At 41.7% G+C, this 21203-nt stretch carries 19 protein-coding genes; 6 read left to right on the top strand and 13 right to left on the bottom strand.

The features are described from left to right. The 10 genes from BACFIN_RS04955 to BACFIN_RS05000 all read right to left on the bottom strand — a co-directional run. The coding region (locus tag BACFIN_RS04955) for an adenylyltransferase/cytidyltransferase family protein (protein WP_007756373.1) at positions 1–387 on the bottom strand (387 nt) is incomplete at its 3' end. Between the two features lie 12 nt (positions 388–399). Beyond that, positions 400–1437, bottom strand: coding sequence for a pyridoxal-phosphate-dependent aminotransferase family protein (locus BACFIN_RS04960; RefSeq protein ID WP_007756372.1), 1038 nt, complete (start codon positions 1435–1437; stop codon positions 400–402). Positions 1438–1470: 33 nt separating this feature from the next. After that, entirely contained in the window at positions 1471–2523 is a 1053-nt protein-coding gene (locus tag BACFIN_RS04965; RefSeq protein WP_007756371.1) for a CDP-glycerol glycerophosphotransferase family protein, read from the bottom strand. Positions 2524–2527: 4 nt separating this feature from the next. Further along, positions 2528–3271: a lipopolysaccharide kinase InaA family protein gene (locus BACFIN_RS04970; protein ID WP_007756370.1), complete on the bottom strand. Its 744-nt coding sequence runs from the start codon at positions 3269–3271 to the stop codon at positions 2528–2530. A gap of 10 nt (positions 3272–3281) precedes the next feature. Then, positions 3282–5066: an LTA synthase family protein gene (locus tag BACFIN_RS04975; protein WP_007756369.1), complete on the bottom strand. Its 1785-nt coding sequence runs from the start codon at positions 5064–5066 to the stop codon at positions 3282–3284. 27 nt (positions 5067–5093) lie between these two features. Continuing rightward, entirely contained in the window at positions 5094–6152 is a 1059-nt protein-coding gene (locus tag BACFIN_RS04980) for a glycosyltransferase (RefSeq protein WP_007756366.1), read from the bottom strand. A gap of 106 nt (positions 6153–6258) precedes the next feature. Then, a complete protein-coding gene (locus tag BACFIN_RS04985; RefSeq protein WP_007756363.1) occupies positions 6259–7290 on the bottom strand; it encodes a galactofuranosyltransferase in 1032 nt (343 codons plus the stop codon). Next, positions 7287–8402, bottom strand: a complete 1116-nt coding sequence (glf, locus tag BACFIN_RS04990; protein WP_007756360.1) for a UDP-galactopyranose mutase — start codon at positions 8400–8402, stop codon at positions 7287–7289. The genes BACFIN_RS04985 and glf overlap by 4 nt, the downstream gene beginning before the upstream one ends. A 20-nt stretch (positions 8403–8422) precedes the next feature. Continuing rightward, complete coding sequence (locus BACFIN_RS04995; RefSeq protein ID WP_007756358.1) at positions 8423–9454, bottom strand: glycosyltransferase family 9 protein; 1032 nt, start codon at positions 9452–9454, stop codon at positions 8423–8425. A 3-nt stretch (positions 9455–9457) separates the two neighbouring features. After that, positions 9458–10063, bottom strand: a complete 606-nt coding sequence (locus BACFIN_RS05000; RefSeq protein ID WP_007756356.1) for a DUF4254 domain-containing protein — start codon at positions 10061–10063, stop codon at positions 9458–9460. A gap of 118 nt (positions 10064–10181) precedes the next feature. On the opposite strand from BACFIN_RS05000, the gene pdxB reads away from it, so the two are divergent. Beyond that, positions 10182–11228 (top strand): 4-phosphoerythronate dehydrogenase PdxB, encoded by a 1047-nt coding sequence (pdxB, locus tag BACFIN_RS05005; RefSeq protein WP_032839847.1) that lies wholly within the window; start codon positions 10182–10184, stop codon positions 11226–11228. Between the two features lie 20 nt (positions 11229–11248). Here pdxB and purN read toward each other — a convergent pair whose 3' ends face one another. Then, entirely contained in the window at positions 11249–11872 is a 624-nt protein-coding gene (purN, locus tag BACFIN_RS05010; RefSeq protein ID WP_007756353.1) for a phosphoribosylglycinamide formyltransferase, read from the bottom strand. 98 nt (positions 11873–11970) lie between these two features. Between purN and BACFIN_RS05015 the strand changes: the two genes are divergently transcribed. Genes BACFIN_RS05015 through rnc form a run of 3 tightly spaced genes read left to right on the top strand, consistent with a single transcriptional unit; the run spans position 11971 to position 14302 of the window. After that, positions 11971–12207 (top strand): acyl carrier protein, encoded by a 237-nt coding sequence (locus BACFIN_RS05015; RefSeq protein WP_004291965.1) that lies wholly within the window; start codon positions 11971–11973, stop codon positions 12205–12207. 15 nt (positions 12208–12222) lie between these two features. Then, positions 12223–13485, top strand: coding sequence for a beta-ketoacyl-ACP synthase II (gene fabF, locus BACFIN_RS05020; protein WP_007756352.1), 1263 nt, complete (start codon positions 12223–12225; stop codon positions 13483–13485). After that, a complete protein-coding gene (rnc, locus tag BACFIN_RS05025; RefSeq protein ID WP_032839843.1) occupies positions 13451–14302 on the top strand; it encodes a ribonuclease III in 852 nt (283 codons plus the stop codon). Before fabF ends, rnc begins: the two co-directional genes overlap by 35 nt. Here rnc and BACFIN_RS05030 read toward each other — a convergent pair. Continuing rightward, a complete protein-coding gene (locus BACFIN_RS05030) occupies positions 14244–15254 on the bottom strand; it encodes an ATP-dependent 6-phosphofructokinase (RefSeq protein ID WP_007756350.1) in 1011 nt (336 codons plus the stop codon). The genes rnc and BACFIN_RS05030 overlap by 59 nt on opposite strands. Positions 15255–15391: 137 nt before the next feature. Here BACFIN_RS05030 and BACFIN_RS05035 point away from each other — a divergent pair, with 137 nt between their 5' ends. Further along, positions 15392–16900: a GH3 auxin-responsive promoter family protein gene (locus BACFIN_RS05035; protein WP_007756346.1), complete on the top strand. Its 1509-nt coding sequence runs from the start codon at positions 15392–15394 to the stop codon at positions 16898–16900. A gap of 99 nt (positions 16901–16999) precedes the next feature. On the opposite strand, the gene mnmA is transcribed toward BACFIN_RS05035, so the two are convergent. Continuing rightward, entirely contained in the window at positions 17000–18097 is a 1098-nt protein-coding gene (mnmA, locus tag BACFIN_RS05040) for a tRNA 2-thiouridine(34) synthase MnmA (RefSeq protein ID WP_007756343.1), read from the bottom strand. Positions 18098–18149: 52 nt separating this feature from the next. Here mnmA and BACFIN_RS05045 point away from each other — a divergent pair, with 52 nt between their 5' ends. After that, positions 18150–21182: a DEAD/DEAH box helicase gene (locus tag BACFIN_RS05045; protein ID WP_007756340.1), complete on the top strand. Its 3033-nt coding sequence runs from the start codon at positions 18150–18152 to the stop codon at positions 21180–21182. The last annotated feature ends 21 nt before the right edge of the window (positions 21183–21203 follow it).

The raw sequence follows: 21203 nt of genomic DNA, 5'->3' as shown, positions 1-21203 counted from the left end.
TGTACTAACACCGGGAGTATACGGAAAATATACTACTCTCTTTCCGGGTTGCTGCTTTATCCATTCCAATCCTTCCAAATATTTGTCTTTCCAATCATCTCCTATAGTTACAATATCAATATTTTCTCTCTCTAATTGAGCAATCTCTGTCAATTTCACCTGCTTCACCACTTTTGTCACGCATTTGATAGAGGAAACAATCCGCATACGTTGCTCAAAAGGAATAATCGGCGGCATTCCTTTATAGTGTTGTATCAGTTCATCCGTACTTACCCCTACTATCAATTCATCACCCAATAAGGCTGACTTCTCCAAGATATTCAAATGACCAATATGGAACAAGTCAAAACTGCCGGATGTAAATACTCTAACTTTCTTTTCTTTCATAACTATATAGATTTATCGGTTTTCTATTTCTTTAATTCTCCTTGCCAAATCATCCAGATCTTCATTAGTCTGAACACCCAGATGGGACACACGGAAATAGTTCGGAGTTCCGCCGGGCATAATAAAAATCTCCTGTTTCAGCAATTCCTTAAAAAGAATATCACCATTTCTCCGAACAAAGAATCCTGTTATGCAATTTGAAGGAACTTCGGCCGGTACTTCCCAATTATTCTGTTTACATAGTTCACGAAAATAAAGAGCTTTCGCCCGTACGGATGCAATGATATTGTCCACACCTATCTTCATATCGCTCTGCAAACGTGCATGTAACTGAAGGAATAAGGTAGTAGCAGGACTATAAGGAGTTTGACCACGTTCTAAATTCTTCAGATTCTCTTCAAAATCAAAATAATAAGATTTATGCGAGAAAACTGTCTGAAGCACTCGGGGAGAAAGAAACAAGAATGACAATCCCGGAGCTATGTTCAAACCTTTCTGACTGCTTGTGATACAGATATCAATCCCCCAACCGGACATATCCAAGGTATCAGATAAGAAAGAACTGATGGCATCTACCACCAAAGATACCTCATACTTCTTACAGATAGCAGAAATCTTCTCCATATCATAAAGTTGTCCGGTAGAGGTCTCGTGATGTTGACATAAAAAGACATCGGGACGAGATGTACGTACCCGCTCTTCCAATTGCACATAGTCTATATCACGGGCAAAAGGAACCTCAAATATTTCGTTCGGACAGTGATAATAATCACAAAGATTCTTCCAACGGTGTCCGAACGATCCGCCTACCAGAATAAAAGCTTTCTCACATTGAGAGACATAATTAGCCACCACAGCATCCATCGCTCCCGTTCCTGAGGCCGTATAAAATATCACACGTCCCTCCGGACAGTTTATCAAATGCAACAACATTCTCTCCGAGTCTTTCACAAGCTCAGAGAATTGCGCTGTGCGCATATAAGGAAAAGGCTTCCCTCCTATTTGGAGGATCGAGTCTTCTATATTTCCAGGAAAAACATATGACTTCATATTTCGCTCAATTAAAATTCAACATTTATTCTCTCACCTCTTCTTTATTCTCCCAAATTTCTTAATGCTTGTATACTTCCGCCACAAGTTAAGCTTACGCTTTTCGGGTACTCCATGACGATGAATATAATCGGCTACTGCATCCAGCATTCGCCTGCAAACTTTCCCATCCAAATAAGGATCGTAATTATCTACAATCCAACGACGTTTGGCGATGTCTTCTTCATTATATTGTGCTCTTTCAAACGCTTCCATCAACTGAGTGACATCGGTTATATCAGTCCAATAAATATCTTTTGCAATAGTACGATAGGTAATGACCGGTCGTCCTAGAAGAAGAAATTCATAAACGGTGGAAGAGGTGTCACTTATCATCACATCTGACATCAACTGATACTTCGTGACGTTAAAACCATCCACCCATACAATATGTTCTTCTTGTTCAGCCAGTTGCTTGTATTCATCAATCCATTCCTTCCGTGTCAACGGATGAAATTTCAGAAGCAATACAATATCCCTCATCTTTACTAAATGCAACAAAGCTTCTTTTAATGCAGGAAGAGATGTTAAAGATGGTGAAAACGTTGGTGCATACAACACTATCTGCTTTTTACCATGCTCTCTCAATAGCTTTTCCCGTTCCTGATCAAAATCATGCCAATGGGTTTTAATCCAATCCTGTTTGGGCCATCCTGTCTCCACCACTTCAAAATCACCATACTTTACCGCCAGTTCTTTAAACTTCTTAGTAAAGAAAGGACCTTGCGTAAAATAGGTATCAAAATACCGGCGGATCACCCAATGATCTTTCTTCTCTGCAGCATATCCGTGAAACACCTGCACCTTCACTCCAGGCAAATAATATGGAACAATATTGCCCGGAACAAATATTGCTTCCGGAGAGAAATCATAAACTTCCTGTATAGAATGCGTATAGGTAACTTCTTTCTGCAAAGGGAATACCGGAATCTTCGGAAGATGAATATACCACAACAGTTGGTTATCTTCTGATTTCAATGCTTCCTGATAAATGGGATACAATATATCAATAGCATATTTGTTTTCACAAAACAGAACAATACGCATAATTCTATAGTTCCAATTTATATTTTACCATGTGTTTCTTCGCAAAATAAGTCCAAAATTTCTTCCGACATGCCAAAACACGTTCCACACAATGAGCTTCGTCAGCATGACGGGCTTTCGCATATTCTTTGGCAAGCATTTCGAAAAAAGCTTTCTGTCCCCACAACCGAGCAAAATTAGCGCAACCCATATCGACACTGATCTCTCCAAAAGTCATTCTATTAATATCGACCAACATAAAATGGTATTCTCCATCGATCCGATCAAACAGGATGTTACCCGGTGAGTAATCGCGATGCATAATACCCGCCTGATGTAAATTGGCCGTGTATTGTGCAAATGCTATAATGAGATCTTTACAACGTTCGACATCTGCATTTCCAAATTCATAGAAATTCCTTTGATAGGGTGACTGCATACTAACAAAGTAAGAGTAATTTATCAACCCGCATTTCCGTTCTTCAATATAAGCAATTGGAGCCGGTGTTTCAACACCTTTCTGAAGCAGCATTTGAGGATATTCAAAAGCACGTTTCCCCTTTGGAGTACGAAAAAAAGAATAGACGATACGGTTAGCCAAAGCCGGAATTCCATAGCGTTTCACATTTATCTCTATCCCGTCGACTTCCATCACTTTTATCAGATTCCTTCCGGAGTAGATGATCCGTCCTTCCCGTTCAAAAGTATCAGGAACACTCTCTATAAACTTGCGCAAATGCTCGTATGTAGGATTCACTACTATTTTCATACCTCATCTTTTATTTTTTATCTCCTGTTCTACCATGAGCAAAGTAATCACAACTTATAATTAAATCTGAAACTCTCCATGCATCCTTTGCATGTTGAATCTCTGCCGTAGAAACACCGACTGTATCACCTATGATTTCCATTTGGGGAGAAATAGCAAAAGCTTTCTTCCCCGAAGACAGTATACTCTCTCCCAACCCTCTCCATGGATAATCATCTGCCCCAAGCAAATCCAACAAAGTAGGATACAAATCGACTTGTCCCATGACTTTCTCGTAACGTAAATGTACTGGGGAATTTAATACAATCAGTGGTGTGAAACGCTCAGGGGATATAATATCTTTTCCTAAAGCATGTTCATAAAGTGGTTTTCTGGTCAAACCAAATCCTTCATGATCACCGGTTATTACAATCATCGTGTTCTCAAATTTCTTCTGAGAACGCAAAAAAGTTATAAATTGACCTATTGCATAATCTGTATAGTTGGCCACAACCATATAATTCCTTAATCGTTCCGGCAGCTTATCCGAAAAACTTATCCGTTTGCTTTCTTCCGGAATAATAAACGGGGAATGGCCTGAGTAGGTAACACACTGCACCAACGTGTGACCACCGGTCGGGAACAATTCTTCCGTAGCTAGCTTTTCTCCGCACTGTCTAAGAAAAGAGACATCTCCCAAACGATGACGTGGTCCCGTCTTTTCATCCAGTACAAAATAGGGCTTGTCCAAAAGTTTATCGTAACCAAAGTCTTGTGCAACAATGGCAACATTCCATACAACTTTCTTATCTACCGTCATGCAGCAGGTTCCGCCTCCTTCATATTTTTCTTTAAAAGCTTTATCTATACTATAATAAGTATGATGAGGAAAGCGAGCACTATAAGCACCATAGTTTATGGGTAGAAGACCGGTATGCAACAGTAATTGCCCATCAATGGAACGACTTCCTTTGACCTGTGTCTGGACGTAAGGAGCATATAATACATTCTCTTCTTTCAGCATGCGATTCAGATTAGGAGTGATTTCTTTTCCTTCCACACTTTTCTCAAGCACCCAACTCTCAAAAGATTCCGCCAAAATAATAATACAATTATCGCGTGCTTCTATCTGAAAGGGAAGTGGCTGCCGTCGGGGATGTTTACTCAACCAATCTTCAATTTCTTTCTTTATCTGTGGGGTGTACTCTATTTTATCTTGTACATGTTCATAATAAAGAGAACCAAAAATAGTGTATATGGGAGTCCCGCATGTCTGATAATCAGTCAAAAGTGCTTCATAAGTTTTTTTGTACCCGCCATAATAAGCTATAATTCCGCCAAGAGCCAGCAATGGAACGCAGATACATCCCGCCAACAGTCTCAAGCTTTTTCTTCTCTGTTCCTTAAGAGTAACCTTTAGGTTTTGTTTGCGGGTTAAGACAAGGAACAGCACCGTCAATAGCGGAAAACCCAGATCTGACCAACGCAGAGAATCAAAAACACTTGCAGTAAAGTCGGAAAGATTGCCGGCAAGGAAATAGCTGTCCCAAGGAATAGAAGTATAATATGTACGGAAATACATCAGATTAACAATTAACAGAAGGTCAATCAATGTACCGACTGTAATCAGATACCATCTGGAGCGTATATAAAGAAATGGAACTGCCAACAGGGAAGCCAGCAGAAACTTCGTCAAGTAGGTTTGCGGAAAAGAAAATGATGAGAATGTGGTATTCAGGCTCCAGTCCAAGTCAAACAATATGAACTTAAAGAAAAGACAACCAATGAACAACCATAAGATTTTACGCGATTGCATATGTTTTTATCATTTATAGTGCAACATTTATGACAGACTGGCAAAAAGCTTATCGAAATAAGATACATAAGCTTCTACGCTAAATTCATTAATAATACGCTCACGGGATGCCTTAGCCAGTTTCTGCAATTTTGTACGATCATCCATCAATGAGCGCATGGCTTCAGCTATTTTCTCTGCAGAACCCGAAGGAACCAAGATACCTGATTCATTGTCTACTATTAAATCGCGAGCACCGGGTATATCAGTGACAATGCACGGTACTCCGCATGCCATTGCTTCTCGGACAACACGAGGAGAGGCGTCACGCAGAGCCGGTAGGATAAATAAATCCTGTTTAGGCAGAAAAGAAATCGCATCTTCGCGATTCCATAAGAAATGAATACGTTCTGCTCCCACCCCTTGCTGCGCCAGCTCGTAATCACTATTATCATAGTCACCGATAACAACAAGATGGGCCTCCGGAGCATTCAATATCTGAAAAGCTTTTATCAGATAAGTGAGCCCTTTAAACGGACGACCTTTGGTTGTACCGATATAAATGCATTTAAAAGCATTATCGGGCACTCCTTCCGCCTGCTTAGGATTCGCACAGGCATCAGCCACCCAGTCTATATCAAACGGCTTCACGCTGACAGACAGTTTATCCTTATCAATGTACCTCGTAAGATATTCTTGTATATCCGCAGTCTCACATACGATATGGTCAACACGAGGATTTAATATTCCCATATAATAGGTAGGATCAAGTTTTTTCACCTTAGCCTGAGTACCCCGATAACCTACATTCTTGACGGAAGTGCCTATTGTCGCAATCAAAGCATTGGATAGTCCGGATGTGCTCGGTGAGAAAATCAAATCTATATCATATTGCTTTACATATCTGCGAAGCGTCTTAATGACTTTCCAGGAAAATTTAGATGTAATAGGAGAAATTGGCAAAGGGATACATTTTCCCTCTACTTTTGCAGCTTCAGAAGCGGAAGGAACCGTTAAATAAATTGTATAAGACTCATTCTTTGACAATTCACCCAACATCTTATAAGTTGCCACATCCACCGCCTTGTGAGTTACCAATATATTCATACATTATCAATTAATATAAATAATCGTGTCTAGCCTCGTGCAAGCATTACAAAAGAAACACACCGCAAAGATAACTAAATCTTATTACATTCCGGCTGAAATAATCTCATTTTATTTCCGGAGATAATTTGGCATAAGCTTTCTGAATGGCTTCTTTGCAATAATATCCTTGAGAAATACGCTCATTCACTTTAGCAACATTCATTCTCAAAGCATTATAAGACTCTTTTGTCATCTGAGTGATGATAGCGTCCAGATCTAATAAAGAAGAGACACAAATACCGATACCATTTTCCTCTACAAATGAAGCCAAAGCTGCTTTTTTCCAAATGATAACGGGAAGTCCGCACCGAATATAGAGAGATAATTTATGTGGAGCATTATACTGAAGATATTCTCCTTCCGGACCGACACCCCCCTCTAGGGAGGAACCATACCACACCAATCCGTATTCCCCTTCGGCTGTGGCAATAAGATCATCCGACCGAGTATATCCCTTATGATCTACTTGCCCCTCAAACTTATCAGGTTCAAAGCCATTGCCATAAAGTACCATATCGAACGAACGTGGAGAACGTCCCAATTTATATAAAAAATCACTATGAAAAGTAGATAACGCTCCAACAAACAAAACACGAGGATGAGAAGCTGCTAAATTCTTCCCTGAAGACTGCCTATCTGACAAATAATCAAAGACCCCAAGAACTTCCAGATTTGCCTTTATACCATTCTCATGCAACCAATTCTTCATCCGTTCACTGTGCACAATAATGCTGTCTGAATGGTTCAATCTTGATATTTCGTGAGGTATAGTCAAGCGACGGCGACGAAAACTGTCCAAATCATGAATTAAAGTAATTATCTTACAACCACGCAGATGCGCCATACAGCAAACAAATGTATAGTATTTCTTTAACGGATATTGCAGTATCAACACATCACCTTTATGTAAACAGAATACGCTCTTCAACACACCCGACAGCGTCAAAATAAAAGCTATGACAGCATTTGTATAACGGGTCTGCTTAAGCCCGACATTACGATAGCCGCACTGCTCCATGATATATTCAATATCGGTTTTAGCCTTGTTGGCAGCATTATTAACACCCTTATAGTTCCTTGATAAATAGCAAATCATAATTCTTTTTTTAGTTCATTTTTAGCCAGGTTCAATGCAGCCTCCACCGTATCATCCATATCAAAATAAGCATATTGGGCCAAACGCCCACCAAACAAAACATTCGCCGTAGTATTCGCCAAATCTTTATACTTCTTTAAAAGCATCATATTAGTATCATCATTCACTGGATAATAGGGTTCGTTTTCAGCAGTAAAAGCCGCAGGATATTCACGGGTAATCACTGTACAAGGTTGTGTACCAAACTCAAAATGTTTGTGCTCAATAATACGAGTATAAGGAATCTCCCTTTCACAATAATTTACAACAGCATTACCCTGATAATTATCTATTTCAAGACGTTCATGTTCAAAACAAAGACTACGATACTCCAAACGCCCAAAACGATAATCGTAAAATTCATCTATACAACCGGTAAATAAGACTTTATCTGCCAATGCATCCAGCTCTTCACGCGCGGAAAAATAATTCGTATTCAAACGTACTTCGGCCTTCTCAAGCAACTTGTGTATCAGCTCATTATATCCTCCTTTGGGAATTCCCTGATACTCATCATTGAAGTAATTATTATCATAAGTAAAACGAAAAGGAAGCCTCTTGATGATAAAAGCAGGAAGTTCCGTTGCTGAACGTCCCCATTGTTTTTCTGTATAACCTTTTATCAATTTCTGATAAATATCTTTTCCACAAAGCGTCAAAGCTTGCTCTTCCAGATTGGCCGGAGACTTTATATATGCGTACTCTTTACGTTGCTCTTCAATCTTAGCTTTTGCCTCTTGAGGAGTATTAACGCCCCATAACTTATTAAAGGTATTCATATTAAAAGGCAGATTATATAATTTACCTTTATAATTTGCTAATGGAGAGTTTGTATAGCGATTAAAGGAAACAAAACGGTTTACATAATCCCAGACCTGCTTATTGTCTGTATGAAATATATGAGCTCCATATTGATGCACATGAATATCATCCACATTCTCGCAATAGATATTCCCACCTATATGACTACGTTTATCAATTACAAGACAACGCTTTCCTGCCTCAATCGCCTGCCGGACAAACACAGCAGCGAATAATCCTGCGCCAACCACCAAATAATCATATTCCTTCATACATACAAAGTTTTTTATAATCAACCTACAATCGCCTCTATTTTTTCTATCACCTGTTCAGGAGTAATATTTTTCAGACAAGCATAATCTCTCCTCCAACAAGGCTTCTGCCCGTAAACCGAACAAGGCCGACAAGGCAAATCCAGCTGTACCGTATTGATGGGTAACTGTTTCCACCCCATAAACCCGGCATATGGATGAGTAGCCCCCCAAATAGAGACGACAGGTATATTGACCAACGACGCCAGATGCATATTGGCAGAGTCCATTGAGAGCATTACATCCAAATGGCTCATCAGATTTAACTCGGTGCACATATTCAACTTACCTATCATAGATACGATGGAGGGATATTTGGCTATCCAGGTATCAAACACTTCCTGCTCTTTCTTGCCTCCTCCGAACAGAAAAACCTTCACCGTAGGATCTGCCGCAAAATGGGCAACGACCTGCTCCTGCAGTTCCAACGGATAAATCTTGCCGGTATGTTTGGCAAAAGGAGCAATGCCAATCCATTTTTGGCTCCCTTTTGGACCAGTTACAGGCTCTATCTCTGCAAAGTTCCCTTTTCCTTCACCATAAATAAAAGAAAAGTTTAGCAGAACCGGAAGTCCCAGCTTTTCCAACACATCCGCATAACGGCGAAAGGAACTTTTCTGGTTCTCCATCACCTTATGGTGGCGGCGAACCAGTTTCTGTTTACCAGCCCGCCCTTTACAGATAGAAGCCACCGGTACATTAGCAAGCCAAAAACGCAAACATAAATATCTGGAACGGAGCACATGATGAAAGTCCGCCACATAGTCAAACTGCATTGCTTTCAACTCCGAGTAAAGGCTGTTCAATCCCCAAAAGCCTTTATGCTTGCCTGTCAGATCTGCTCCTACAAAACTTACATTCTCCGGCAATTCCTGAAAAAGCGGTTGCCACACGGAACGGCTCAGTACAGTTATCTCATGCTGGGGATATTGTACTGCCAGAGAATGTATTACGGGCACTGTCATTGCGACATCACCAAGAGCTGAAAAACGGATAATGAGAATACGCGCCATTCGTTATTTCTTTGCATAAAGCACCGGATTCAATGCCGGGTCGTTATACATCTTCATCTGTTTATATACTTTCATATATTTCTTTCCGGCTTCGATGTCAGCCAATAACTGATCAATAGCCGACGAAAGATCCTTGCGTTGCTCTAACAAAACATTCAGTTTGGTCTGGCATTGTGTACGATGTTCTTCGCTGGTATCCGTACGTTCCACCTCTTGCTGCATATGGTAGATTTTCAAAGCAAGGATAGACAAGCGGTCTATAGCCCATGCCGGGCTTTCCGTATTGATTGTCGCATCGCCAAGGGGGATTACCTCTTTGTATTTGTCAAGGAAGTAACTATCAATCAGCTCTACCAGATCCGTACGATCCTGATTGGACTTATCGATTCTTCTCTTCAAAGTTAAAGCAGCCACCGGATCAATCTGGGGATCACGGATGATATCTTCGAAATGCCACTGAACGGCATCTATCCAATTTTTCAAATATAAATAATACTCAATCGACTTCAATTCGTAAGGATTGTTCATCTGAGCGTCTACACTATCCGTTACATGGTAATCATTAGTCGATTTCCAAAAAATCTCGTTGCAAAGGTTACTAAATGTCATAATCTTAACTAGCTATTAGATATTATAATAGGGCAAATCTATGTAATATTTCTCAGACAAGCAACCCTTTCTTACTTTTTTATTTAGTACCTTTGTGGATACCAAAGATAAATTGTATATGAAAATCATTATAGACAACAAGATACCTTATATAAAAGAGGCCGTCCAGAGTATAGCAGATGAAGCAATTTACGCTCCCGGAAAGGATTTTACACCAGAACTGGTACGGGATGCGGATGCGCTTATTATCCGCACCCGTACACACTGCAACCGTGAATTATTGGAAGGAAGCCGGGTAAAGTTCATAGCGACAGCTACGATTGGCTTCGACCATATCGACACGGAATATTGCAAACAAGCAGGCATAGAATGGACTAATGCGCCGGGATGCAACTCAGCTTCCGTCGCGCAATACGTACAAGCTTCGCTGCTGGTATGGAAAGCGATGAAGAACAAAAAACTGGAGGGACTGACTATAGGTATCATAGGTGTCGGGAATGTAGGAAGTAAGGTAGCAAAAGTAGCAAAAGGCTTTGGGATGCGGGTCCTATTGAACGACCTGCCTCGGGAAGAGAAAGAAGGGAATCGTTTCTTTACCTCTTTAAATGAAATAGCTGAAGAGTGCGACATCATCACCTTTCACGTACCTTTATATAAAGAAGGAAAATACAGAACCTTTCATCTGGCAGATACAAATTTCTTCCGCTCACTAAAACGCAAGCCCGTCATCATCAACACCTCTCGGGGAGAAGTCATTGAAACGGGAGCTCTTCTGGAAGCATTGGACAATAAATCGATTTCGGATGCCATCATTGATGTATGGGAACACGAACCGGAAATCAATCTCGAACTGCTCAGAAAGGTCATCATAGGCACTCCACACATTGCCGGATATTCTGCCGACGGGAAAGCAAATGCAACACGTATGTCTTTAGATGCTATCTGCAGATTCTTCCGGATAGAGAGGAATTATGAGATTCATGCACCGGTACCGAATTCTCCTGTCATTCATGCAGAAAACTACGAAAATGCACTTCTCCAAATATATAATCCGGCTGAAGACAGCGACCGGTTAAAAAATCAACCAGAGCTATTCGAAACCTTACGTGGAGACTATCCATTAAGAAGAGAAGAGCAAGCTTATATAATTAAATATAAAGAATAAGGCGTACCATCTCCTACGTCTTATTCTCCACACAATACTCTCTCTATAACACGGGGGAAATGTTCATACTCCAAAGCATGTACTTTTTTGGCTACATCCTCAGGTGAGTCGGTCGGAAGTACCGGACAAGCGGCTTGAAAAACAATGTTTCCTTCATCATAACGTTCATTTATATAATGTATAGTAATGCCGCTTTTTTTCTCGCCGGCAGCCACCACCGCTTCATGAACACGATCGCCATACATCCCCTTTCCTCCAAACTTAGGCAGAAGAGCCGGATGTATATTTATAATTTTATTGGGATAAGCATGCAAAAGTAAATCCGGAACCCGGACCAAGAAACCCGCCAACACCACAAAATCAATGTGATATTCCTGCAAAACAGCCAGAATCTCATCTCCAGCCATCCAATCTTCCTTTGGAAACACGTTACAAGGTACTCCCAGACGGTGTGCACGTTCCAAAACGTATGCATCACTTCTATTCGAAAGCACCAACGAAACCTGAATGGCTTCGTTTTCTCGGAAATACCGGATAATGTTCTCTGTATTAGAGCCGGAGCCGGAGGCAAAAATTGCGATGTTTTTCTTCATAACTCTCAAATTCAATGCACAAAACAGTGAAAAATGTGCAAAACTTTGCATTTATTTAGTCAAATATTTGCGCAAAACGATAAATATTCATTCCTTTGCACCGCAAATTTAAAGAAATAAAACTAATTATTAATTAAAAACTTAAAGTTATGTCTGAAATTGCATCAAGAGTAAAAGCGATTATCGTTGATAAATTAGGCGTAGAAGAATCAGAAGTTACTAACGAAGCAAGCTTCACTAACGACCTGGGAGCAGATTCTCTTGACACTGTAGAACTTATCATGGAATTCGAAAAAGAATTCGGTATCTCTATTCCTGATGACCAAGCAGAAAAAATTGGTACTGTAGGTGATGCTGTATCTTATATCGAAGAACACGCTAAGTAATCCGATTTCATCAATATGGAATTAAAAAGAGTGGTAGTAACAGGTCTTGGCGCCATTACTCCCGTTGGCAACAGCGTTCCTGAATTTTGGGAAAACATTGTGAACGGGGTTAGTGGAGCAGGACCTATTACTCATTTTGATGCGTCGCTATTCAAGACCCAATTCGCATGTGAAGTGAAAAACTTCGATGCAACAAAATACATCGACCGCAAGGAAGCAAGAAAGATGGATTTGTATACTCAATATGCCATCGTTGTAGCCAAAGAAGCGGTAGAAGATTCTGGTCTTGACATAGAAAAAGAAGACTTAAACAAAATCGGCGTTATCTTTGGTGCCGGTATTGGTGGTATACATACATTTGAAGAGGAAGTGGGCAACTACTATACCCGTCAGGAAATGGGTCCGAAATTCAATCCGTTCTTCATCCCCAAGATGATCTCGGATATTGCTGCCGGACAGATTTCCATCATGTATGGTTTCCATGGTCCTAACTATGCGACTTGTTCAGCATGCGCTACTTCTACCAATGCCATTGCAGATGCTTTCAATCTGATTCGTCTGGGCAAAGCAAATGTAATTGTATCCGGTGGTTCGGAAGCAGCTATCTTCCCGGCAGGCGTAGGCGGTTTTAACGCTATGCATGCATTGTCAACCCGCAACGACGAAGCTTCTAAAGCTTCACGTCCGTTTAGCGCAAGCCGTGACGGCTTCATCATGGGCGAAGGTGGGGGTTGCCTGATTCTGGAAGAACTGGAACACGCAAAGGCTCGCGGTGCAAAAATCTATGCAGAAGTTGCCGGTGTAGGTATGTCTGCAGATGCACATCACTTGACTGCTTCTCATCCGGAAGGTCTGGGAGCTAAACTGGTGATGAAGAATGCATTGGAAGATGCAGGAATGGATCCGAAAGAAGTAGACTATATTAATGTACATGGTACATCTACTCCGGTAGGTGATATTTCAGAAGCAAAAGCAATCAAGGAAGTATTCGGTGATCATGCCTTTGAATTGAACATCAGTTCAACGAAGTCAATGACAGGTCACTTGTTGGGTGCTGCCGGTGCGGTAGAATCTATTGCAAGTATTCTTGCCATCAAGAACGGCATTGTTCCTCCGACTATCAACCACGAAGAAGGTGACAACGACGAGAATATTGACTATAACCTTAATTTCACGTTCAATAAAGCACAAAAACGCGAAGTTAATGTTGCCTTGTCCAATACATTCGGATTTGGCGGTCATAATGCGTGCGTTATCTTCAAGAAATACGCTGAGTAATATCGTGTTACGTAACAAAATAGATAAGATAAGGCTCCTATTCCGCAAGGATAGAGAGTCTTATCTTTGTTTTTACCGGATACTCGGATTCTATCCACGCAATATTCAGCTTTATGAGCAGGCTCTCCTGCATAAATCAACCTCCCTCCGTTCGGAAAAAGGGCGTCCGTTGAATAATGAACGACTGGAGTTTCTGGGGGATGCCATCCTTGACGCTATCGTAGGCGACATCGTCTACAAACATTTTGAAGGAAAGCGGGAAGGATTCCTTACAAACACACGTTCCAAGATCGTGCAACGGGAAACCTTAAACAAGTTAGCCGTAGAAATCGGATTGGATAAACTCATAAAGTATTCCACCCGTTCGTCTTCTCACAACAGTTATATGTACGGAAATGCTTTCGAAGCATTTATCGGGGCTATCTATCTGGATCAAGGATATGAACGCTGCAAGCAGTTTATGGAGGAACGAATCATCAACCGTTACATTGACCTGGACATTTTATCCCGTAAAGAAGTAAACTTCAAATCCAAATTGATTGAGTGGAGCCAAAAGAACAAGATGGAAGTCTCTTTTGAACTAATCGAACAATTCCTTGACCGGGACAGTAATCCTGTATTTCAGACTGAGGTACGGATCGAAGGATTTCCTGCCGGAACCGGAACCGGATATTCCAAAAAAGAGTCTCAACAAAACGCCGCCCAAATGGCAATCAAAAAGGTAAAAGATCCTGTATTCATGGCAACAGTCGATGAAGCTATCCAAAGCAAATCCCCATGCGACGACCTTGAATCACCAAATCATGATCTTCTGTAACTAATTTTAATTTTCCGGCTACTTCAGCGAGAGGAACAGACGATATACCATTTCCTTTCAAAGCTACCATACGTCCGAATTCTCCATTGGCAATCAATTCTGTTGCATGACCACCCATCCGCGTAGAGAGATTACGGTCGAAAGGAGTAGGTGAACCACCACGCTGAATATACCCCAGTACCGTTTCACGGGTTTCGATACCTGTCTCATACTCAATTTCTTGAGCGATATATTCTGCGGCACGCTTACGGCCGTCTGTCTGAATCCCTTCGGCCACCACCACGATAGAATAAGGTTTTCCTTTTTTCAGCCTCTCTAAAATCGTATTGCCGATATTCTTAATACTATAAGGAATTTCGGGAACAAGAATCACATCTCCTCCACCTGCCATACCGGAATATAAAGCAATCCAACCTGCCTTATGCCCCATTACTTCAATAACCATCACTCTTTTGTGGGAGCTGGCAGTAGAATGCAGGCGGTCGATAGCGTCGGTAGCAATGCTTACGGCCGAATCGAACCCGAAGGAAATATCCGTTCCCCAAATGTCATTGTCAATCGTTTTAGGAACAGAAACAATATTTACCCCCATCGCAGCAAATTTGGCAGCAGTCTTTTGCGTTCCGTTTCCTCCGATGCAGACAACACAATCCAGCCCCATTTCACGAATATTCCGGAGAATCAGGGCAGGCTTGTCCACATCGGATACAACACCCCCTTTTTTGAATGGCTTTTCGCGGGAAGTACCCAGCATGGTTCCTCCAAGATTCAGTAACCCGGAGAGAGATTTATCCGTAAAAGATTCCACATCTTTAGTCAACAACCCTTGAAAACCACTATGAATACCTATCACTTCCATCCCATAATAATTGATGGCAGTCTTACATACGCCACGAATGGTGGCATTAATACCGGGACAGTCCCCACCGGAGGTTAAGATTCCAATTCTCATTGTCTTATTTATTAGTCAAAAACTCGGAGATTTAGTGAAACTCGAAGATTTTAACGATTATTTCCGTCGTAAAGATAGAAAAAAAAGATAAATAAGGTTACTTTTGCACGAATAAACATTATCATGTTAAAGCAGAAATGAATATTACAAAAATTATCAGCAAGACTTTCGACTCCCGTTTAAAACAAATAGATTTATATGCCAGTGAAGCCAGCGAGATACAACACCGCGTATTAAACCGCCTAGTGCAACAGGCTTCCCAGACTGAATGGGGGAAAAAGTACGACTACTCCTCCATCCGCAGCTATGAAGATTTCAGAAAACGTCTCCCCATTCAGACATACGAAGAAATAAAACCATATGTGGAGCGTTTACGAGCGGGAGAGCAGAACCTGCTTTGGCCATCGGAGATACGCTGGTTTGCCAAATCATCCGGAACGACGAATGACAAAAGTAAATTTCTTCCTGTCAGCCAAGAAGCATTGGAGGATATTCATTACAGGGGAGGAAAAGACGCGGTAGCTCTTTATTTCCGTATCAATCCGGACAGTCACTTTTTCTCCGGAAAAGGACTGATACTGGGAGGCAGCCACAGCCCGAATCTGAACTCCAACCACAGTCTGGTCGGAGATTTGTCGGCCATCTTGATTCAAAATGTAAATCCACTTGTTAATTTCATTCGTGTTCCAAGCAAAAAGATTGCATTGATGAGCGAATGGGAAACAAAAATAGAAGCAATTGCCAACAGTACCATTCCGGCAAATGTAACCAGCCTTTCCGGTGTTCCATCGTGGATGCTAGTGCTTATCAAACGGATTCTCGAAAAGACCGGAAAACAGACTTTAGAAGAGGTATGGCCGAATTTGGAAGTATTTTTCCATGGCGGAGTGGCCTTCACACCTTACCGTGAGCAATACAAGCAGGTGATACATTCACCGAATATGCATTATGTAGAGACGTATAACGCTTCCGAAGGATACTTCGGCACGCAAAACGATCTTTCTGATCCTGCCATGCTGCTGATGATTGATTACGGAATCTTTTATGAGTTTGTTCCATTGGAGGAAGTGGGAAAAGAAAATCCGCAGGCGTATTGTCTTGAGGAAGTAGAATTAGGCAAGAATTATGCTATGGTGATTTCTACTTCTTGCGGTTTATGGAGATATATGATTGGCGACACGGTGAAATTCACCAGCAAAAATCCTTATAAATTCGTTATCACAGGAAGAACGAAGCATTTCATTAATGCATTCGGTGAAGAACTTATTGTCGATAATGCCGAGAAAGGACTGGCTAAGGCTTGTGCGGAAACCGGAGCACAGGTCAGCGAATATTCTGCCGCACCGGTATTTATGGACGAAAACGCCAAATGCCGTCACCAGTGGCTGATTGAGTTTGCCAAAATGCCTGATTCGGTTGAGAAATTCGCAGCAATATTAGATGCGACTCTGAAGGAGGTTAATTCCGATTATGAAGCAAAACGCTGGAAAGATATTGCATTGCAACCGTTGGAGGTGATCGTTGCCCGTCAGGGATTGTTCCATGACTGGTTAGCCCAAAAAGGAAAATTGGGAGGACAGCATAAAATTCCCAGATTAAGTAATACACGGGAATACATAGAGACAATGCTATTGCTAAACCAATAATAAATCACTCTAGCTTGATACCCCGGTGTCGGTATGTCCAACACCGGGTATCAGGTATATCGGCACCTGGGTATCAGCCGCATCCTCTTTCCTACGAAATTAGCGGGCATTCACTATTATCCCCCCTCCCAGCAGTAAACCATCTCTATAAAACGCAGCAGCTTGTCCTGCCGCAATTGCAGTTAAGGGCTCATGAAGTTGTATATGAAGTAAATTATCTGGTGTAACAGTGACCGTGCAATGGTTCTCTTGCTTACGATATCGTATTTTCACGATGACATCATTGTAGCCCAGAATCTTTTGGGGATTTACAAGATTCCAATCTTTCAGCTGCATTTCTGTTTTTTCCAAAGCAGAAAGAGAAGACAACACAACTTCGTTCTTTTCGGGATATATCTCTTTTACAAAAACAGGACGGTTCAGATGAATGCCTAAGCCACGCCTCTGACCGATGGTGTAAAAAGGGTATCCTTCATGCCAACCTATAAAATTTCCCTTTTCATCGACGAATCTCCCCCGTCTGACCATTTCGGACCAACAGCTGACATTTTCGGACCGCAACTGACCATTTCGGGCCAACCACTCTTTCAGGAAGCTCCGATAGTCCATCGGACAGAAACAGACTCCTATACTATCTTTTTTTGTCGCTACTTTTTGGAAACCGCGTTCGGCAGCCCAAACACGAGCCTCAACTTTTGTAATATTCCCCATCGGCAACAGTATCCGCCGAAGTATATCTTGCTTCAACCCCCATAGAAAAAAAGACTGGTCCTTATCCGGATCAGCGGCATGGGTTATATAATAGGTACCTTCCAACTCTACTTTCTGAACATAATGTCCGGTCGCTATATAAAAAATGCCCATTTCATCGGCAACTTTAGCGAGCAAAGGCCACTTCAGACAGTTATTGCAGAGTGTACAAGGGACCGGTGTACGACCTTCCATATATTCCTGTACAAAGTATTCTATGATTTGCTTACGAAAAACATCACGGGCATCATATGTGATATGGCGAATACCCAAACGCTCCGCCAAACTACGTGCATCTTCCAGATATTCTGTCGAGTCGTTCAACTCATAGAAACGGAAAGTAATTCCGGTTACTTCATAACCGCCCTCCAGTAGCCGCATGGCAGCAACGGAACTATCCGTACCACCGCTCATACCCAACAGTACTCGTCTATTTTCTTCTATCATACTGCAAAATTAAGGATTTTCCCGTATCTTTGTCAGTTAAAGCCTAAAGAGAATGAAAGAGAAAACATCTGACGGACAAATTATCATCGTATTGACAGAGCATCCTGTACTCGGTATATTACTCATACCCTATATAGCTGAAAGATTAAGTGACAACACATTACAATTAGTAGAACAGGCATTTCACGCCTCTGCCGAAGCTATGAACCGGATGAGTGAAGCGGAAAGGCAGGCTATTGACATCGCGTCACACTATACGGAAAAGTATTTGATGGGAGTATACTCCCGAGAGAAAACAGTCTCCCGCTTCCTACATAAATTATCCGAAGACCCCGAACGGATAAAAAACAACGTCCGTCCATTTATTGAAAAGAAGTTGCAGGAAATGCTGGCTCTGATACGTGAAAAGAAGTTAGCGCTTTATCAGAAACAAGGGGGAAGTAAACTGCTGTATGCCCATCATGCCTACCACGTACATCCACATGACGCTGAGATTCGTTTCATATTTCAGATAGATGAAAATATTTTCCGCTACCAACTGCAATGTTATTATAAAGGCGAGCCATTCTCTCTCAGTGAGCAAAAACCCGTCAATGTGTTAACATCCATGCCGACCACCTTATCATTGGGAATGGAGCTGTATTTCTTTCCAAACATCGAAAGTAGCCGACTTTTGCCTTTTACCAAAAAAGAAGTTATCAGCGTAACAACTTCCGAGACCGAAAAGTATATTGACAACATTCTCATTCCCATAGCCCGTTATCATGACATCAAGACTGAGGGTCTGAACCTGATCGAGAAGAGGCGAAATTGCGAGGCTATGTTAATCATCGAAAATACGATTTACGATAAACAGTTGCTACAGCTTAGTTTTCGTTATGGCGACCAAACCTTCACTCCGGAAGACAACAATACCGGCATGAAGAGGATTATTTACCGAAACGAATCCGGAGAAATATACTGTTTTCGGCGAAATGCCAATGCAGAGAAAAGAGCGATACAGTTCTTGACAAATGCCGGATTGCAACGTATCAGCGATGTTCACTTTCAGTTATCACCCGATATTCCCGAAAGAACACTCTCCGAATGGATAAGCAGCCACCGGGAAATATTACAACAATCTTTTATATTATCCGGTAATATGAGTAATACGCCTTATTGCTTGGACGAGATACATACTGAACAAAGTTGCGATGATAATCCCGATTGGTTTGAACTGCATATTACTGTCGTTATCGGTGACTTACGTATTCCCTTCACACGTTTCCGAAAACATATCCTTGAAGAGAAGAGGGAATTCCTGCTACCGGACGGACGAATGATTTTATTACCGGAAGAGTGGTTCAGCAAATACACGAATATGCTGGAAATGGGAGTCCAGACAGAAAAAGGATTCCGCTTAAAGCATACATTCATAGGCGTAGTAGAGACTATCTTGAATACACCTGCATCCAAGACTCCCACATTCAAGAAAGAAATACGTAGCATTCATCCGCCCAAAGGACTAAAAGCACAGCTGCGTCCCTATCAGCAAAAAGGATTCTCGTGGATGGTACATCTCAACAAAGAAGGATTCGGCGGATGCCTGGCAGACGACATGGGATTGGGAAAGACACTTCAGACACTTACCCTGCTACAATATATCTATAAGCCAATATCCCCAACCGCCCGTCAGACTGCGGATATCACCGTCTCTTCTCCCGCCATCCGGGAAGCAAAAGCGGATATCGACGGACAGTTCTCTTTATTCTCTTTCGACTCCGAAGATGAGTTACTGCCCCAACCAAACGAGATTCGTGGAAAAGAAATGAATCCGGAAAATGTATCACAACCACAAGCACGAAAGCCACGAAAGCCCGCTACACTTATTGTGGTCCCCACGTCGTTACTTCATAATTGGCGTCGGGAAGCAAAACGTTTTACCACGCTTTCAATGGTAGAATACACGAGTACCAGTATTCTCAGCAAGACACATCCGGAGAAGTTTTTCAGACGTTTTCATTTAGTGTTCACAACTTACGGGACAATGAGAAAGAATATTAACATACTCCGCTCCTACTGTTTTGAATACATCGTACTCGATGAGAGCCAGAATATCAAGAATAGCGAATCGCTCACCTTCCATTCGGCTATCCAACTGCAAAGCAAGTACAAACTAGTACTTACCGGTACTCCGATTGAGAATTCCCTTAAAGACCTGTGGGCGCAATTCCACTTCATACAACCGGACTTGCTAGGTTCGGAAAGCAGTTTTCAAAAGCGATTTATGTTACCAATCCGTCAAGGGAATACCCGCATAGAAGCACAACTGCAACAGTTGATCGCTCCATTCATTCTCCGCAGAAGTAAAGGAGAGGTTGCTCCGGAACTTCCTCCGCTTACGGAAGAGACAATCTATTGTGATATGACGGAAGAACAAAACACCTGGTATGAGCAAGAGAAAAACAGCTTGCGTAATATTCTGCTTCAACATCCTCAAAGTACGGACAAACTGCACTCATTCAGTGTATTGAACGGAATTCTACGCTTACGCCAATTGGCGTGTCATCCTCAACTAATCTTTCCTGATTTCACGGGATCTTCCGGGAAAACTGCACAAATCATTGAGACTTTCGACACCCTACGGAGTGAAGGACACAAAGTATTAATATTTTCTTCATTCGTCAAACATCTGGAAGTACTGGCAGAGGCCTTTCAGGAGCGTGGCTGGAAGTACGCCTTACTGACAGGAGCTACCAACGACCGACCTTCCGAAATAGCCCATTTCACCGAACAAAAAGATGTGCAGGCTTTCCTTATTTCTTTGAAAGCGGGAGGAGTAGGACTTAATCTGACACAGGCCGACTACGTATTTATCATCGACCCCTGGTGGAATCCTGCCGCTGAATCACAAGCTATAGCCCGTGCCCATCGCATCGGGCAGGATAAACAAGTGATTGCCTATCGTTTCATTACTCAAGGCAGTATAGAGGAAAAAATCCTTCAACTTCAAGACGAAAAACGAAAACTGGCAGAGACATTCGTTACTGATAGCGAAACATTGCCAGCATTGAGTAGTGAACAATGGGTGGACTTGCTAAAATGATTTTTTATTATATCTTTGTAT

The sequence above is a fragment of the Bacteroides finegoldii DSM 17565 genome, from assembly GCF_000156195.1.
Classification (GTDB): Bacteria; Bacteroidota; Bacteroidia; order Bacteroidales; family Bacteroidaceae; genus Bacteroides; species Bacteroides finegoldii.
The sequence above is the reverse complement of the archived record's forward strand: the minus strand, read 5'-3'. Positions and strand labels throughout refer to the sequence as shown.

Coding starts and splice junctions, on each gene's coding strand:
- BACFIN_RS04965 (WP_007756371.1), bottom strand. CDS start 2,523: ATGCGTATTGTTCTGTTTTGTGAAAACAAATATGCTATTGATATATTG.
- rnc (WP_032839843.1), top strand. CDS start 13,451: ATGCGTGCGTTATCTTCAAGAAATACGCTGAGTAATATCGTGTTACGT.
- BACFIN_RS04980 (WP_007756366.1), bottom strand. CDS start 6,152: ATGAATATATTGGTAACTCACAAGGCGGTGGATGTGGCAACTTATAAG.
- glf (WP_007756360.1), bottom strand. CDS start 8,402: ATGAAGGAATATGATTATTTGGTGGTTGGCGCAGGATTATTCGCTGCT.
- purN (WP_007756353.1), bottom strand. CDS start 11,872: ATGCAAAGTTTTGCACATTTTTCACTGTTTTGTGCATTGAATTTGAGA.
- BACFIN_RS05000 (WP_007756356.1), bottom strand. CDS start 10,063: ATGACATTTAGTAACCTTTGCAACGAGATTTTTTGGAAATCGACTAAT.
- mnmA (WP_007756343.1), bottom strand. CDS start 18,097: ATGATAGAAGAAAATAGACGAGTACTGTTGGGTATGAGCGGTGGTACG.
- pdxB (WP_032839847.1), top strand. CDS start 10,182: ATGAAAATCATTATAGACAACAAGATACCTTATATAAAAGAGGCCGTC.
- BACFIN_RS04960 (WP_007756372.1), bottom strand. CDS start 1,437: ATGAAGTCATATGTTTTTCCTGGAAATATAGAAGACTCGATCCTCCAA.
- BACFIN_RS05045 (WP_007756340.1), top strand. CDS start 18,150: ATGAAAGAGAAAACATCTGACGGACAAATTATCATCGTATTGACAGAG.
- BACFIN_RS04995 (WP_007756358.1), bottom strand. CDS start 9,454: ATGGCGCGTATTCTCATTATCCGTTTTTCAGCTCTTGGTGATGTCGCA.
- BACFIN_RS05015 (WP_004291965.1), top strand. CDS start 11,971: ATGTCTGAAATTGCATCAAGAGTAAAAGCGATTATCGTTGATAAATTA.
- BACFIN_RS04975 (WP_007756369.1), bottom strand. CDS start 5,066: ATGCAATCGCGTAAAATCTTATGGTTGTTCATTGGTTGTCTTTTCTTT.
- BACFIN_RS05035 (WP_007756346.1), top strand. CDS start 15,392: ATGAATATTACAAAAATTATCAGCAAGACTTTCGACTCCCGTTTAAAA.
- BACFIN_RS04970 (WP_007756370.1), bottom strand. CDS start 3,271: ATGAAAATAGTAGTGAATCCTACATACGAGCATTTGCGCAAGTTTATA.
- BACFIN_RS05030 (WP_007756350.1), bottom strand. CDS start 15,254: ATGAGAATTGGAATCTTAACCTCCGGTGGGGACTGTCCCGGTATTAAT.
- fabF (WP_007756352.1), top strand. CDS start 12,223: ATGGAATTAAAAAGAGTGGTAGTAACAGGTCTTGGCGCCATTACTCCC.
- BACFIN_RS04985 (WP_007756363.1), bottom strand. CDS start 7,290: ATGATTTGCTATTTATCAAGGAACTATAAGGGTGTTAATAATGCTGCC.